The organism is Bradyrhizobium huanghuaihaiense (assembly GCF_007830635.1).
Classification (GTDB): Bacteria; Pseudomonadota; Alphaproteobacteria; order Rhizobiales; family Xanthobacteraceae; genus Bradyrhizobium; species Bradyrhizobium huanghuaihaiense.
Genome location: NZ_VLLA01000041.1, coordinates 1 through 16,027, shown reverse-complemented (window position 1 = coordinate 16,027; position 16,027 = coordinate 1). Strand labels below are relative to the sequence as shown.

General features: G+C 61.7%; 11 protein-coding genes and 3 pseudogenes. 7 read left to right on the top strand and 7 right to left on the bottom strand.

Annotation, left to right across the window (positions count from 1 at the left end; translation table 11 throughout):
- Window positions 1-15: 15 nt before the first annotated feature.
- The 5 genes and pseudogenes from IQ16_RS47730 to IQ16_RS40715 form a co-directional block, all read left to right on the top strand.
- Window positions 16-2,176 (top strand): annotated as a pseudogene (locus IQ16_RS47730) (strawberry notch-like NTP hydrolase domain-containing protein); the annotation flags it as partial.
- 105 nt (window positions 2,177-2,281) lie between these two features.
- Window positions 2,282-4,342: a strawberry notch C-terminal domain-containing protein gene (locus IQ16_RS47725; RefSeq protein WP_354267522.1), complete on the top strand. Its 2,061-nt coding sequence runs from the start codon at window positions 2,282-2,284 to the stop codon at window positions 4,340-4,342.
- Window positions 4,342-5,409 carry a DUF7146 domain-containing protein gene (locus tag IQ16_RS40730; RefSeq protein ID WP_011091007.1) on the top strand — a complete coding sequence of 356 codons (1,068 nt, stop codon included), beginning with the start codon at window positions 4,342-4,344 and terminating at the stop codon, window positions 5,407-5,409. Before IQ16_RS47725 ends, IQ16_RS40730 begins: the two co-directional genes overlap by 1 nt.
- A gap of 361 nt (window positions 5,410-5,770) precedes the next feature.
- The gene (locus tag IQ16_RS40725) at window positions 5,771-6,673 is read left to right on the top strand and encodes an IS110 family transposase (RefSeq protein ID WP_018646331.1); all 903 of its coding nucleotides are present in this window, start codon (window positions 5,771-5,773) and stop codon (window positions 6,671-6,673) included.
- Window positions 6,674-7,396: 723 nt separating this feature from the next.
- Window positions 7,397-8,326 (top strand): DUF2493 domain-containing protein, encoded by a 930-nt coding sequence (locus tag IQ16_RS40715; RefSeq protein ID WP_011091010.1) that lies wholly within the window; start codon window positions 7,397-7,399, stop codon window positions 8,324-8,326.
- A 324-nt stretch (window positions 8,327-8,650) separates the two neighbouring features.
- Here IQ16_RS40715 and IQ16_RS40710 read toward each other — a convergent pair whose 3' ends face one another.
- Window positions 8,651-9,103: an RNA polymerase sigma factor gene (locus IQ16_RS40710; RefSeq protein WP_018646330.1), complete on the bottom strand. Its 453-nt coding sequence runs from the start codon at window positions 9,101-9,103 to the stop codon at window positions 8,651-8,653.
- A 174-nt stretch (window positions 9,104-9,277) separates the two neighbouring features.
- Window positions 9,278-9,506: pseudogene (locus tag IQ16_RS47010) on the bottom strand (ISL3 family transposase); the annotation flags it as partial.
- Window positions 9,507-9,515: 9 nt separating this feature from the next.
- Between IQ16_RS47010 and IQ16_RS47595 the strand changes: the two are divergent.
- Window positions 9,516-10,010, top strand: a pseudogene (locus IQ16_RS47595) (transposase); the annotation flags it as partial.
- Between the two features lie 413 nt (window positions 10,011-10,423).
- Here IQ16_RS47595 and IQ16_RS40695 read toward each other — a convergent pair.
- From IQ16_RS40695 to IQ16_RS40685, 3 genes are all read right to left on the bottom strand, one after another.
- Entirely contained in the window at window positions 10,424-10,927 is a 504-nt protein-coding gene (locus IQ16_RS40695; protein WP_011091014.1) for a GNAT family N-acetyltransferase, read from the bottom strand.
- Window positions 10,928-11,009: 82 nt separating this feature from the next.
- Entirely contained in the window at window positions 11,010-12,221 is a 1,212-nt protein-coding gene (locus IQ16_RS40690) for a hypothetical protein (protein WP_011091015.1), read from the bottom strand.
- Window positions 12,218-13,693, bottom strand: a complete 1,476-nt coding sequence (locus IQ16_RS40685; RefSeq protein WP_016842696.1) for a coproporphyrinogen-III oxidase family protein — start codon at window positions 13,691-13,693, stop codon at window positions 12,218-12,220. The genes IQ16_RS40690 and IQ16_RS40685 overlap by 4 nt, the downstream gene beginning before the upstream one ends.
- Window positions 13,694-15,011: 1,318 nt before the next feature.
- Between IQ16_RS40685 and IQ16_RS46130 the strand changes: the two genes are divergently transcribed.
- Window positions 15,012-15,167 (top strand): hypothetical protein, encoded by a 156-nt coding sequence (locus IQ16_RS46130; protein WP_018646329.1) that lies wholly within the window; start codon window positions 15,012-15,014, stop codon window positions 15,165-15,167.
- On the opposite strand, the gene IQ16_RS40670 is transcribed toward IQ16_RS46130, so the two are convergent.
- Both IQ16_RS40670 and IQ16_RS40665 read right to left on the bottom strand, forming a co-directional pair.
- Window positions 15,164-15,442, bottom strand: a complete 279-nt coding sequence (locus tag IQ16_RS40670) for an HU family DNA-binding protein (RefSeq protein WP_011091019.1) — start codon at window positions 15,440-15,442, stop codon at window positions 15,164-15,166. The two genes, IQ16_RS46130 and IQ16_RS40670, sit on opposite strands and share 4 nt — an antisense overlap.
- A gap of 237 nt (window positions 15,443-15,679) precedes the next feature.
- A partial coding sequence (locus IQ16_RS40665) for a transposase (RefSeq protein ID WP_488226083.1) occupies window positions 15,680-16,027 on the bottom strand: 348 nt, incomplete at its 5' end.

Sequence of the window (16,027 nt, the reverse complement as noted above, 5' to 3'; positions counted from 1 at the left end):
CTGAAGGCTTCCTCCATGAATGACCATTCCCCGATCGCGGCCGACCCGGCCGCTCCGATCTCGCCTGTTCGCGCTCCCGAGGGCGCCAGTATCATCATCGCTGCCGCGAGTCATCTCCTTCCGCATCTCGAGCGTGGCCGACGCATCGACGCCGCGCTTCTCCGCGCCGCAATGGAAGTGGCCTCCGGCGCATCCGATGCGACGGGCGCCTGGGACTGGAAGATGGCCTATGACACTTGTGAGGTCGCCACCGTCCTGTTCTTACGCAAATACGGAAAGGCGCTCTTCCGCAAAGCTGATTCTGCGGCTTCACGACTTTCCGCTTTGGAAAAGATCGCAAGGCTTCTGCCGACCCACACGCGCCGCTCTGCCGAGAGCGAAATCTTCCAGCAATTCTCGACCCCGATTCCGCTCGGCCTGGCTGCGCTGACTGCGGCCGCCATTACTGCGGCGGATCGCGTGCTGGAGCCGTCCGCCGGCACCGGGCTGCTCGCCATCCTCGCCGAGATTGCCGGCAGCGGGCTTGTGCTGAACGAACTGGCCAAGACCCGGGCCGTGTTACTTTCTTCTCTCTTTCCGGCCGTTTCCGTCACGCGCTTCGACGCGGCCCAAATCGACGACCACCTCGATCCCACGGTGGTCCCGAGTTTCGTGCTGATGAACCCGCCGTTCTCGGCGATGGCAAACGTTTCGGGCCGGATGGCCGACACCGCGTACCGTCACATCGCCTCGGCCCTGGCGCGTCTCGCCGATGGCGGCCGGCTGGTCACGATATCAGGCGCAAACGTCTCACCCGAAGCCTCAGCCTGGCATGACGCCTTCGCCCGACTGCAGGAACGCGGCCGCGTGGTGTTCACTGCGGCGATCGCCGGCGCGGTCTATGCCAAGCACGGCACCACGATCGAGACGCGTCTCACCGTCATCGACAAAGTGCCTGCCGCGGATCCGAGCGCGTTCCCGGCGTCGCCGGGAATGGCGCCCGACGTTGCGACACTGCTCCGCTGGATCGGCGAACACGTTCCACCTCGTCTGAGCGTCGCATCGACCGGTGTGCTTCCCGTGTCAGCCTCGCCGGCGCGTCGCACCGTGCGCGGCTATCTCGCGAGCGCCGCTGCACAGCCGGTTAAGGCGTCGGTCGCCGATCCCGAAGCCGTCGACCTCGCTTATGAGGCGACAGATTGGGCGCCGCCCGAGGGCGCGCGCCTCAGCGACGCCATCTACGAAGAATACCGGCTCCAATCGATCCGGATCCACGGTGCGCAGGCGCATCCGACCAAGCTGGTGCAGTCGGCCGCGATGGCCTCGGTCGCGCCGCCGAAGCCGAGCTATCGGCCACGGCTGCCGGCAAACCTCGTCAGCGATGGCATTCTGTCCGACGCCCAGCTTGAGACGGTCATCTATGCTGGCGAGGCGCATGGTAACTATCTCGCTGGCGCCTGGACGGTAGACGAGACCTTCGACCTCGTCGCGGCCGCCCGCGACGACGCACCGAACGCCGTCCGCTTCCGTCGCGGCTTCATGCTCGGTGACGGGACCGGCGCCGGCAAGGGTCGCCAGTCCGCCGGCATCATTCTCGACAACTGGCTCCAGGGCCGGTGCAAGGCGGTCTGGATCTCTAAGTCCGACAAGCTGCTCGAGGACGCGCAGCGCGACTGGTCGGCGCTCGGCATGGAGCGTCTGTTGGTCACGCCGCTCTCGCGCTTCCCTCAAGGGTACGACATCCGGTTGGCCGAGGGCGTCCTATTTTTAACCTACGCTGCGGTCCGACGACCGCGGCGAGAAGCTTTCGCGCGTCCGGCAGATTGTTCAATGGTTGGGCTCCGACTTCGACGGCGTCATCATTTTCGACGAGAGCCATGCCATGCAGAATGCCGGTGGCGGCAAGGGCGAGCGGGGCGATGTCGCGCCCTCGCAGCAGGGGCGTGCAGGCTTGCGTCTTCAGCATGCGCTGCCCAATGCCCGCGTCGTCTATGTCTCGGCGACCGGCGCCACCACCGTCCACAATCTCGCCTACGCCCAGCGCCTCGGGCTGTGGGGCGGCGAGGATTTTCCGTTCGCCACCCGCGCCGAGTTCGTCGAGGCGATCGAGGAGGGCGGGGTCGCTGCGATGGAGGTGCTCTCTCGCGATCTTCGTTCGCTCGGTCTCTACACCGCCCGCTCGCTTTCCTACGACGGCGTCGAGTATGAACTGGTCGAGCACCAGCTCTCCGACGAGCAGCGCCGGATCTATGATGCCTACGCCGCTGCCTTCAGCGTCATCCACAATCACCTCGACGCGGCAATGGAGGCCGCCAACATTACCGGTGAGAACGGCACGCTCAACCGCCAGGCGAAGTCGGCCGCGCGCTCGGCCTTCGAATCGGCCAAGCAGCGATTCTTCGGTCATCTGCTCACCAGCATGAAGACGCCGACCCTGGTCCGCTCCATCGAGCGGGACTTGGCCGAGGGCCATGCCGCGGTGATCCAGATCGTATCGACCGGCGAGGCGCTGATGGAGCGTCGGCTCGCCGAGATTCCACCTGAGGAATGGAACGACGTGCGCGTGGACATCACGCCCCGCGAATACGTGCTGGATTACCTCGCCCATTCCTTCCCGGTGCAGGCCTATGAGCCCTTCACCGACACCGAGGGCAATCTCTCGTCGCGGCCCGTCTTCCGCGACGGCCAGCCGGTCGAGAGCCGCGAGGCCGTCGCCCGCCGCAATGAGCTGATCGAGCGGCTCGCGTCGCTTCCGCCTGTTCCCGGCGCGCTCGACCAGATCGTGCAGCGCTTCGGCACGGACCTCGTGGCGGAAGTGACCGGCCGTTCGCGGCGCGTGGTGCGCAGATGTGACCGCCTTACCGTCGAGAACCGTGCAGCTTCCGCCAATCTCGCAGAGACCGCCGCCTTCATGGATGACCTGAAGCGCGTGCGTGTCTTCTCGGAGGCTGGCGGCACAGGCCGCAGCTACCATGCCGAACTCTCGGCGCGGAATCGCCGGCTTCGGGTCCATTATTTGCTCGAGCCGGGCTGGAAGGCCGATGCCGCGATCCAGGGTCTCGGCCGAACGAACCGCACCAACCAGGCGCAGCCGCCTCTATTCCGCCCCATTGCGACCGACGTGAAGGCGGAAAAGCGCTTCCTCTCGACCATCGCGCGCCGGCTCGACACGCTGGGTGCCATCACGCGCGGCCAGCGCCAGACCGGCGGCCAAGGCCTGTTTCGGCCTGAGGACAATCTCGAGAGCCACTACGCCCGCGATGCGCTGCGCCAGCTCTACCTGCTGCTCGTGCGCGGCAAGGTCGAAGGCTGCTCGCTCGAGATGTTCGAGGACGCCACGGGCCTGAAGCTCGTCGACGAAAACGGCATCAAGGACGAGCTACCGCCGATCACGACGTTCCTGAACCGGCTGCTCGCGCTCACGATAGGCCTGCAAGCTTTGCTGTTCACGGCCTTCGAGCAATTGCTGAACGCCAAGGTCGAAGGCGCCATTGCTAGCGGCGTCTACGACATTGGCCTGGAGACGCTACAGGCCGACAGCTTCGTCGTCACCGGTCGGCATCCGATCTACACGCACCCTGCGACCGGCGCGGAAACCCGGCTGCTCACGATCACCGAACGCCGGCGCAACCGTCCCATGACGCTGGATCAAGCGCTCGATTATCTCGCCGATGCTCGGGCGGTGCTGCTGGTCAACGAGCGCTCGGGTCGCGCCGCGGTGCAGATTCCGGCGCCGAGCTTCATGCTCGATGACGGCGAGATCGAAAGTCGGGTGCGGCTGATTCGTCCGATGGAGCACCATCATGCTTCGATGAAGATGATGGACGAGAGCCACTGGCAGCCTACGGATCGCGAGACATTCGCCGCGGCATGGAACGGCGAAGTCGTCGACGTTCCCGAGTTCGCTGAGAGCACGCTCCACATCGTCGCAGGTCTGCTGCTGCCGATCTGGAAGCGGTTGCCGAACGAGTCGACGCGCGTCTATCGGCTCCAGACCGATGCTGGCGAGCGCATCATCGGTCGCAGGGTCTCGCCAGCTTGGGCCGCGAGCGCTTGCATGACCGCGACCTGCAGCTTGACCCCGAACGAAGCCTTCTCGGCGCTGATGGAGGGGCGCACCGTCCTTGAGCTCGCCGAGGATCTGCAGCTCCGTCGTGTCCGCGTGATGGGCGCCCATCGCTTCGAACTGTCCGGCTTTACAGATGTGATGCGTGACCGGTTGCGCGCATACGGCCTCTTCAGCGAAATCATCTCGTGGAAGCTGCGCATGTTCGTGCCATCAGATGCGACCGGCGCCGCCGTGTTGGCAAAGGTGCTCGACCACTATCCGATCGTGCGCATCGGCGAGCGGGAGGCCGCCTGATGGCCCGCGACAACGCCTCCGAACTGGCCCGCCGTCTTGCGCGTGACGCCGAGGCCGTGTGCCGCCATTACCTGTCCAACGGGCGGCGCCAGGGCCGATATTGGACGGTGGGCGACGTCCGCAATACGCCCGGCCGGTCGATGTTCGTCCGGCTCAGCGGACCGGAATCCGGACCCGGCGCCGCTGGGCATTGGCGAGATGCTGCCTCGGCCGAGCATGGCGATCTCCTCGACGTGATCCGCGAGAGCTGCTGTTTCACGAACTTTCGCGACGTCGCCAATGAGGCACGACGCTTTCTGAGCCTGCCGCGTCCAGAACCGGAGCCTGCGCCAAATCGCCTCCGGTCGAGAACGTCGCCCGCGCCCCTCGGATCGCCAGAGGCGGCGCGGCGGCTCTTCGGCGTGTCTCAGTCGATCGCAGGCACACTCGTAGAAGCGTATCTCCGCAATCGCGGCATTACGGCTTTGCACGAAACCGGAAGTCTGCGCTTTCACCCACGTTGCTACTACAGGCCCGACGACCACAGCGCGACCGAGACCTGGCCGGCGATGATCGCCGCCGTCACCGATCTCCGCGGCCACCTGACCGGCGCGCATCGCACCTGGCTTGACCCCGGAGGCTTCAGCGAGACGACGCTCGGCAAGGCGCTGATCGACACGCCGAAACGGGCGATGGGCGACCTGCTTGGTCACGCCGTTCGATTTGGCCTAGCGGGTGAGGTCATGGCGGCCGGCGAGGGCATCGAGACGATGCTGTCGCTCCGCAGCGTGCTGCCGACCATGCCGATGGTCGCGGCCCTATCGGCGGCGCATCTCTCAGCCATCCTTCTCCCGGACACGCTCCGCCGGCTCTACATCGCCCGCGATGACGATCCTGCCGGTGACGGCGCCATGGCGACCTTGATCGATCGGGCGCAGGAGGCCGGGATCGAGGCGATCGTGATCTCGCCACGGCTTGGCGACTTCAACGAGGATCTTCGTCTGCTCGGATTTGACGCCCTTCGGGCCGCGAGCCGCGTGCAGATCGCGGCGCAGGACGTCGCGCGCTTTATCGAGCTGGCGGCATAGCCGGAACGGGGATGAGGTGCGACGCAGCCGCTTCGTTATCGCGAGGCCGGTGGTCCTGCTTCCCCTCGGCGCCGGAGAGGACCGCCCCACGGCCTTCCGAGAGGGCGATCGGGCGGCAAGCGGCCCGGACCGGCAACCTCGTGGACCGACTATTTTCCGTCGGCGGCAGAGCCGCCTTTACATCGCGAGGCAAAATAGTCGGCCCCCTTCGTTCCTCCGCTAACGCTCCGGCCCTCCGCTGCGCTGCGGGTGCAAGTCCGTTCCGCCCGCCGCTTTCGTCGCCATGAAGATCCTATGAGTGGCGACGGCGGTCCGTTTCGATACGATCGGCATTGCCAATCGTCGAAAAGGGAGCGATCAGATGAAATTAAATGGAGATGCTAACAAGACGACGAACAAAGTACTGAACGCAATCTTCGTCTCTGTCGAATTGAGCCGGAAGACTTGGCTCGTCACATCGCTGGTGCCGGGAACGGGGGAGAAGCTGTCACGTCACACAGTGATGGGTGGTGACATTGCGGGGCTTTTGGAACGTCTCGCCCGACTGAAGCAGAAGGCATTGGACAGAACCGACCAATCCTATCCCATCATCGTCATTCAAGAAGCTGGACTCGACGGCTTTTGGGTCCATCGGGTTCTGCAGGCCCAAGGGCACGAGAGCCATATTGTTGACGCCGCCTCGATCGCAGTTTCGCGGCGTCGTCGCCGGATCAAGACAGACCGGCTGGATGGAGAGACCCTCATCCGAGCCTTGCTGGCCTTTGAGCGAGGCGAGCCGCGTGTTTGCTCGATGCTGCGTGTGCCCTCGCCCGACGACGAGGACCGTCGCCGCATAACACGCGAACGCATGGTGCTGATGCAGGAGCGAATCCAGCATAGCAACCGAATCAAGGGCCTTCTCTTCTCGCAGGGCGTCACCGATTACGATCCACTCCGGCGTGGTCGGCGCGAGCGGTTCGAGGCTGTGCGAACCGGTGATGGACGAGATCTCCCGCAGCATATGAAGCGCCAGTTCGACCGGGATCAAGGAATCGGAAAGTCCGGAAACACGCGCCTGCGCTCCACACTGCTGGAGATGGCTTGGCTTTGGTTGCGTCATCAGCCCGGCTCGGCGCTCAGCCGATGGTTCAACGAGCGTGTCGCCCAGAATGGCGGCCGCTTCAAGAAAGTCATGATCACGGCATTGGCGCGCAAGCTCATCGTGGCTCTGTGGAAATACGTTAGCGCCGGAGTTGTGATCGAAGGCGCCATCGTTCGGCCATGACAACATCGCTTCCCAGTTCGGTCCGGGCCTAATCAGCTCGCCCGGAACCAGGGTGGACGACCGGATCGCGGCTTGGCTCGCACGCCGTCACGAAGAATGGTCTCGTCCTCTTGAGCCTTTGCCGCCGTAGGCGGGATTTTGGTGCGGCCGCATGCGCGGCGACCGGATGTGAGGTTGATACGTGCATTGGCGCGGATCAGCAGATCGGCTCAGACCTTGGGTTCGAGAGCGGGAAGCAGGCCGGTAAGGGGCAGCGCCGACGATATCGAGGTGCGCCCAATGCCAGCGTCGTTCTCGGCAGACTTGCCGACGAAGCCACCGTGCGGCCTCTCTCTTGGCTGGTCTGGCGCTGTCCGGCCTATGCCAGCAACGGCTTCGCCGACCTTCTTCCCCGGCGTGTGCCACGCCTTCCTCGCGAGACAAGAAGCTCGGCTATCGCCGTCCTCCGCTGTGCTGCGGCCCTCCGGGTGCAAGCCGGCCGTCCATCGCCTCTCGACCGCCATCGAGACCGCATCGGGTGGCTTCGAGGAACAGTCAGGAGAAACGAAAATGGCTCAGATCGGTACGTTCAATCACGGCGAAGATGGCTCCTACACCGGCACCAAGCGTCCGATTTGTACTCCACAATAATCTCGAGTTCACCACCGCTCATTCTTGCCTTGACCAAACAACTCTCATGTGAGGCCGCGATGGGCGCGGTCGATCCGACCAGGGAAAGCCGCAATGACCACCGACCACGACGACGATCTCGAGCCGCACCAAAGCTCATCCCCAACCGACCAAGTGCTCCAGGAACTCCAGCTCTTTGGCTACCGTCCCTTCCACGATGAGCCCGATCCCCGGCGGCTCCCTGAAGCGCGAGTCCTCGCCGGCAGCATCGTCGACATCTTCGATGCCCTCGTGGTGGAGCTGTCCGATACCCGTCTTGAGCCCGACCTCGAGGACCTGCTCTGGTCGACGGTGAACGTCTTCCACCGCGCCAGCGACAGGATCGAACGAGAGCTCGACGGCAATGAACTGGCCCAGCAGCGCTCCCAGCGCGAACAGGACGGCAGCGAGGTGAAATCCGTCGAATTGGAGCGCCTGACGGCGGAAGGTCAAACACTGATCGAGCGACGCAACGCCTTCGAGCTGATGCGCGACCAGGCCGCCGACGAGTTCGAACGCCACACCCATTCCGTCTGGCGGCCGCGCAACGGGTCGAGGGTCAACCACCGCAATCTGACCTCCGCGATGATCGACAGCCGCGACTTCCTGGTCGCGAAGAAGCGCGCCGACAATCAGGTGCTCATGCCGCCCGGACCGAAAGTCGCGCTGACCGGTGGTCTCGACTTCAACGATCACCGGTTGATCTGGGCCAAGCTGGACCAGGTGCACGCCAAGCATGCGGACATGGTGTTGCTGCACGGCGGATCCCCCAAGGGCGCCGAGTTGATCGCCGCCAAGTGGGCCGGCAATCGCAAGGTTCCGCAGATCGCCTTCAAGCCCGACTGGACGAAGCATGCCAAGGCCGCGCCGTTCAAGCGCAACGATGCGATGCTGGAGACGCTACCCATCGGCGTGATTCACTTCCCCGGTACCGGTATCCAGGACAATCTGGCCGACAAGGCGAAGAAGCTCGGCATCCCGGTCTGGAGGTTTGGCGGCGCGTAAGCGCTGCCGCAAACACTAACGGCTAGAAGCCTGCGGCTCGCTCAATGCGGCTGATTGTGCGATTTGAGCTGCGGCCCCGACGCGTCGGCCGCAGCCTTGCACCGGGTTTGCTCGGATCTTCGTTCAGATCACAATTTCGAGCAAGGCCCCCACTCTCGTCCCCGCGCGCGGCCTTGATCACCTCTCCGACGTCGAGGGCGGTGTTGGTAATTGTCCATCCTTGCAGAGCGGAGGTCTGCCGTACCTCCTCATCGCTCGCGGCGAGGATTTCCTCGCTCAGCGCTCCGAGCAGGCGGGCCAGATCGAGACTGGGGTGCTAGCGTGTCACTTACTCCAGTTTTGTTGATGGCGCAGCAGGGTGCGCCGCATCCGCCGTCGCGTCGTGTCGTAGTCGAGCTCGGACATATCATGGACCTTGCAGATTTCTCTGGCCGTCAGGCCATCGGCCATGCCCGCAATGATCTTCAGCGCCCGGGGATCGGCTTCGAACAGCCGATAGACGTTGGCCAACTTCTGGGCGGCGGCCAGGATCCGCTCCGGATCGGGCTCCTCATCGGCCTCGTCACCGGGCCAGCTTCTCTGGTCCGGATCATCTCGGCTCACAAGCAGCCTTTGCTCGAGCCGCGCACGCCGCCAATGGTCGTTGCAGATACTGCGCATGACACCCGACAGAAACGCAAGAATGGGTACGTCTGGCGGCCAGGGGCGCGAGCCGTCGAGAACGCGTGCGATCGCCTCGTGGAGGATGTCGTTCCAGCCAACTCCTCCCGGCAGCATGCGTGTTTTTGTTGAGGCTCGCACAATCGTGACGACCTCGAGGCTGCAGTCGTAGGCGGGAAGTCAGCTACCGTAAGAATCGCAATTCCTGAATAATATCAGGGCAAGCCTCACAAATCCGAGGCTCTCTTTTTGCCGCGGTAATTGCCTATGGTGTTCGGAGACGGTGACCCCGATTGCGCTGCGGATCTGGCGCATCGATTTGTGGACGGCATCGAGGAAGGCTCGACTGGCGTTCTCCATCAACGATCTGCGACCTGAACCGCGTGCGGCAGGGCCTTTGCCGCAGCTTCGCCATATCCCCCGCCGCGATCGCGATCGTGGGATGAGGGCGAGCCGGGCTTGGATCCGGCAGCAGGGTGACGATCCGGTGCCTTTCCAGGTTACAGATGATGCTGGCGTATCAGGTCGCGAGATCTTGAGTGGCGATCATCCACTGCTCGGCGTGATATCCCCGCTGCTGTTGATCCACAAGATCGACGACGAAGTCCGCGGACTGGCAAAACTGGACGAGACCGCACGCCGCCTGATGACGGTTCCTGGTGTCGGCGTGGTGACGGCCTTAAAGATCCGACATACGATTGATGACCCATCCCACCTTCGATCGGCATCAGCCGTCGGCGCTTATCTGGACCTTACACCGCGGCGCAGTCAGCCCGGCGCAACCATTGGCAAGATCTCTCGATGGGGTGGCCGGCTTCCCCGAACCTACTTGTTTGAAGCCGCGGCCGTCCTGCTTTATCGAACGAAGAAATGGTCCTCCCTCAACGCCTGGGGCATGAAGCTCGCAAAGCGGATCGGCATGAGGAAGGCAAAGGTCGCCATTGCGCGGAAGATCGCCATAGTTCTTCACTGCATCTGGGTCAATGGCACATCGTTCGACTGGGGTCAGGCGAAGGAAGCCTGACCCGGTTTGTCAGCTCCTGGTACGGTCCGCCGAACTAGCGATGTCCCGCTGGGACGGTGCTTGTGACGACCTCGTTCATTCATTCGGCTGGTGGCGGCTCGACCGTACTCCGCTGCAGACGTTGAGGCGTCCGCCCCGGACCTCATCATGAGGTGCTGCGCGACCTCGGAAAGGACCATGATCTCAGCGATGGCATCCGCAGGTCCAGGGCGCGTGCAATGCTTGGCCGACGATCATGTATCAGCTGCGCTCGCACCATCTCCACAACCCCGGCCAACGGCGCGAGCGCTACCGTCGTGCCGCAGGCGAATCCAGAAGGATTGCTTGACATTGAACTGCAAATTAAAGGGCCGAATGATAGTATTGCGCTAGGAAGCCGTCGATAGCACTGGGGGCCGGCGCGCCTGCCAGCCTTACTTACCTGGCATAGAGAACTCGTCCCGACCGGTGAGCCGCTTCTCGTAAAAGATCACCGCATATCCGTCCAGTATCCCTTCTCTGCGGCGAACATAGCCAGTGCTCTCATAGAGTCTTTGAGCCCCTACCTGGATCGTTGTCGTGTCGAGCACGATCTGCTTGAATTCCAGCGCAACGGCTCGCGATTCCAACTCACGAAGAATCCGTCTTCCAAGCCCCCGTCGTTGAAAGGAGGGATGGACCCGCATGCGCTTCAATTCTACGACGTCATTGTCAAGCGGTTTCAAGCCACCCATGGCAGCGAAATCGGAACCGATATGCGCAACCATGAAGTCGCCGCCTGACTTGATGTAGACCTCCCCGATATTCCGTAGATCATCGCCCCATGTCCCTTCCGGACTACATACACCAACATCCTGCGACGCGGTTGTATGCAGATGCCAGACATTATCGGTGTCCGCTGGCGCGAACCGACGAAAGATCACTTCGTCCTTAGACATCTATGATACTTTATCCTTTGGCATCGGACGCCGGTGCTCCGACACGATCCCGGGTTCTTCCGAGCAGATACTAATCCTCGGCCTACGGAGGCAGTGTCAATAGCCGCTGGCAAAGCACGACCTCAATACTCTCCGACGCCTCAACTCCGACAAGTGGTCGACCTGGCTCAACCGTGTGCTTCAGGGCCGCACGACGATGCATCCGGGTAAATCGGTCCAGCGCGCAAACACAGGCCTCGTGTAGTCTCTCGATTTCACGGCCGCCGCGCTCGACCACGGGCGAAATGGTTGCAGACCTTGGAAAGTCCGCTTTCCCTTCGAGCCAGGCTGGCTTGAGCCATGCATCCCTGTTGTCTGGCGACAGCCAACAGAACACCTTGCCAATGCTCGTCTGCGGATAGTATTCGGACAGCCGATATAGATCCCAATAAAATTGAGGTTTTTGACGAAATAGCTCTTCGCCGACCAGCAAAACCGAGACCGCGACAACGCGAGCCGAGAAACGGCCGCTTGGACCAAGCGTATTCCTATAAGGATTTTTTCCGTAGAACGCGCGAAACTGGCTGAACAGTTCTGGCGACATATGGTCCTCGAAACGCGTCAAAACATCTTGTGCGGACTCAAGCCGCGCCACGCATTGCGTAAGACATCGAGAAGCATCCGCGCCACCTAAGTCTCGCAAGTCGAGCAGCGCATCCATTGCTGACTGCAATTCGCTCTCGATCAGTTGATGGCCGGCGCAAAAATCACGCTCCTCGACGCCAACTGCGCCAAGGCAATACAGGCGGGGGTCGCTCTGTACCGGATTCGTAAGGATCATGTCTTCGTAGGAGAGGACACCAACGCTAGGCTGACGCTGGCACGTCAAGCTCGCCAGGCGGCTTAATTCCGCTCCCACGGTCAATTCGGCGTCAGAAGGATCGAGGCCGGCAAAGGCCGACATCTGATAAGTGCAATTGACGAGATACTGGATGTCTGTTTTGGCTATTTCGAAATCGCACTGCGGCAGCCTCAACAGCAGCCCGCTGTAGTCTGCCTCACCAATCATTGCGTTGACGCTACGCCCGAACGCCTTTATCGCTCCATTTGGTCGTTCACTACGTTGGATCTCCGCAACACAATGCGGCAGTTGTTCGACGGTAAAGTTGCTCACTGGTCCAAGCGGACGCTTTCGTTCACTTCGATCAATGCTATCAGTTAGATGAGAAAAAATGTCCTCCGAACGGTTGGGCGACCGTTCAGGGGCGACTGGCGAACCACTATCGACCGCAGTCGGGCGCACCACCGATGTCATTGAAAGACCTCTTTCATCTGAACACTTGAGCCGTATCTCGCCGCCGGCGAGTAATCATGTTTTTCGATAAGATCCGTTCGTTTGTCTGCTATCCGACCGTCATTGTATGCGACCTGCTCAAGCACATTATTCGAGAAGAACAGCAGTGACACTGCACCCGAATTGATAGTGCCGGCATCAGTTAACGAAAGGACGCCATCCTTCGAAATGCAGATGAGTCCTGCCTCCTTCAAGGCCCTTAGCTCGCGAGCAAAGTATACTTCAAGGGATACGCCAAATTCCCGTTCGAAGCGGGAGAGCAACACGCCGCTGCTTCGCAGGGCGAACATTAACGTCCTGCGCATGAGATCATCCTGCGATAGGACGACGCCTTTCCACACCGGTTTCTCGCCCGCTTCGACCCTGGACAAGTAGCGATCCAAATCCACTTCGTTGTAGAACTGACACTCGCTCATGAAACCAAATCCGCTGACCCCAAACGGGACCAGATTATTATCGTTCCAGGAATCGTATTTTCGGGCTTGTTGAAAGGAGTGCGGTTGCGACATCTTAGTCCAATAGAAAATCGGTCCATGGCGGTAGCCGAGACTCGTGAGCATATGCTCGGCCATAAAATGCATCATGACGCGCTCCTTCGCCCCGGCGAATTGATATCGTCCGCGCGCCAAGTGACGAGCTATGGGGTCGGTCGATTTGAACATCAATGGAAATATATTGAACTTTTCAACTTCCATATCGAGGAGGCCGATCAGAGAGCCGTACCAGCTCCGGAGCGTCTGCTGCGGCAATCCGTACATCAGGTCGAGCGACAGGTTCTCGACACCCATCCCCTTCAGCAACTTTACGGTTTGCATCACCTCGTCCACACCATGCCCGCGGTTGAGTATCCGCAAAATATCTCGATCTAGAGTCTGAACACCCAGCACGAAGCGGTTTACGCCGCCTTTAAGGAGAGTAGATATGCGATCGGCAGCGTCTGCCTGCTTGGCAAGAGACGGATGTAACTCGAAACTCACCTCCGAATTGGACAAGTCAAAGCGCTTCCCAATCATACCGAACAATGCTTTGAGCTGATTGTTCGTCAAGAATGAGGGAGTGCCGCCTCCAATGAAGGCTGTCTCAATTGCGCTGCCGGCCAGCGCCGCGTCTGACCAACTCATCTCCTTATCCAGGGCCGCCAAGTAGCGTTCGACTCGTCGGGGAGGAGGATTGATCTCCTTGCCGAAGTGGCAAAAGGTGCAGTTCTGATGACAGAAGGGGATGTGGAAATAGAGGTCAATCGACGGCGCAATGCGATCCAACAATATGTCTGGATTGATCTCCCCCATGGCCTTAAGGGGGGGATATGTGCCGACCAGGTAATCGTTAAACGTGTCGAGGTGCAAATTGCGCGACCTTAACATGTCAATGTTGATGTCGTACGAGCGGTCGATCGCGAATTCCAGGGCCTCGGAATAGGTCGGCGTACTCATCTTTCGTGCTCCTTAGGATTTTGCGTTAAGGCAAAGGTGCGATGGCAGTTCTGTTCGTTCGGCGACGACGTAAGGATGTCGCTGTCGGTGCGAACATTGTGCGCGCGGCGGCGCCGACGGGCGCGAGCATTCGTCGAGAGAATGATGCGCTCCCCACAGACGTGTTGGAAGCGGAGGTGGTCTCGGCGAATTCGCTCCGAGCCACGAAGCTTTCGCGCGACCTCCCTTCGCTCCTTTCTCCGCAGCCGCCACTTTCGCAGGGCGCCAAACCTCGTTTGCCTCTTGGGCGATGCCGAGATTGCCCCTGCAGGATCCTCCGCATGCCGCATGACAGCTCCAGCCAGCCACACTGGTTCGGGCCTGCTCGGGACTAATTGAGCCGAATGGTAGGTCGATCCGATCGTCTTGAGCGTCAGCCAATTTGGATGACGGCAACGACTCCGGCGTTGCGCCCGGCAAAGTTCGGGCCGCCCCCAACTCCACGTTGTCGCGGCAATTGCACTTATTCTGATCAGTCGAGCAAGTCTCATCTAAATCCCTGGGCCGACGACGGAGAGACCGCCACGGTCGGGCGGATCGGTCACCGTGTTCCAGCAAGCGACGTGCCATCAAAGATGGGCAACGCTTGCTTGAAAACAGGCGCAAACACGCGCTCCGGACCGCGAGGAGGTGAGGCTTGCGCTTCGGTGTCCAGTCTCGAACAAAAGAGCTTGAACCAGACACACCTGTGCAGCGCCTATCGTGACTGACGGCGACTAGTCTCTCTCAATCCGACGGTCGCCATCTTCAAGGAAGGCAGCGACGACGACGAAGAGGAATTCAGGCACGTAACTTGCGCGGTTGCGGCCACCGATCCGTTGGCAGCCGGGAAGTTGACCATGAAAGACTGCGGCGCCAAGGCTGCAACCCTAAACTGCCCGATCGAAGAGGAACAGTTGCAAAGGCTCGGCTTGGGCCCGATGAGCTGATAGCTATACAGGATGACGAGATCGCTCCAATCATCCCCTGACCCGGACGCCACTAAGCGCTGCACGGCGGCATCGCGGTGGGCCTCGTGGAATCGCCCAGATAGCGATACCTTCACCCGCCTCGCAGACGATTTTCTCGGTCGTCGGGGCCATTGCCGTCAGCATCACGGCCTTCGTCCGACTCACCGGAATGGCCGCAGGCGGACCAGCCAAACACCGCTTGACGCGCGGCTGATATCGGTAGGACGGTGGGGCCGCTCCAGGCATCCAGACTGGCACCAAGCCTTCATCATCGAGCCTGCGCTAACCGCGGCTTTAGCGCCGATGGTGCGAGCTCGGAAACAGAGATCATGGAGGACACCGTGGCGACCATCAGCATCTTCCGGAAGACCGGCAACAACGAGTTGACCGGTCCGATCCGCACGCTCGCCTTCAACGTCAAGGCACGGCCCGTCTCGCATCGAGAACCCTCGGACAAGGGGGCCGGCCTGCGCTCCTGCCTTTAGCCGTTCAGCACATCCTTGAGGGCCTTGGCCGGGGCGAACGTCAGCTTCTTCGCCGCCGCGATCTTGATCGTCGCGCCAGTCGAGGGATTGCGGCCTTCGCGTTCCGGGGTGTGCTTCACCTTGAACTTGCCAAAGCCCGGCACATTGGTTTCAGCGTCGCTCGCTGCTGCATCGGCGATAGACTTGAAGACACCGTCCACGATGGCCTTGGCTTGCGCCTTTGGCAGATTGTACGCCTTGGCGATCTCGTCGGCGATTTCAGTGGCGGTGGTCATGGTGTGACGTTCCTCGGGGATGTCGGTTGCAATTGGCTGCGCGCAGCCTCGGCGCTCTAAGCATAGAGGAGCGCGCATCGCAGCCACGTCAAGACGCGGCCTGGCCGCTTGCGCGAATTATCCCATGGATTCGGCTTACGTGAGCAGCTTTCGCGAACGGGTCTGGCGCGCAAGCCGGCGATTGGCTGCATTCTTCTGGGTGATGGCCGGAGCGAACTCGTCATAATTAGTCGTCCGTTAAGAAGCCGGATTGATCGAGGCTGGCCGGGCGAGCGTGCGCCATAGCTGGGCCAGGAACAGGCACAAGAGATATCTCAGCCAGGCGAGGATGCGGCGGAAGTTGTGTCCGACGGCTGAGAGGACGACGTTGGCGGCATCGCCGGCGCGGCCTTTGAGGTAGCAGCGCCCGAGGTGGCCTTCCGCCTTCAGGTGTCCGATGATGGGCTCGATGGCGGAGCGGCGGCGCAGCTCGCGCTTGATGACACCGAAAACGCCGCGCTTCTGGCCGGAGATGAAGACGCGACGGGGATTTTGTGCGTCGTGGCCGCGGTATCCCTTGTCGACATAGGCCCGCTCGATCGGACA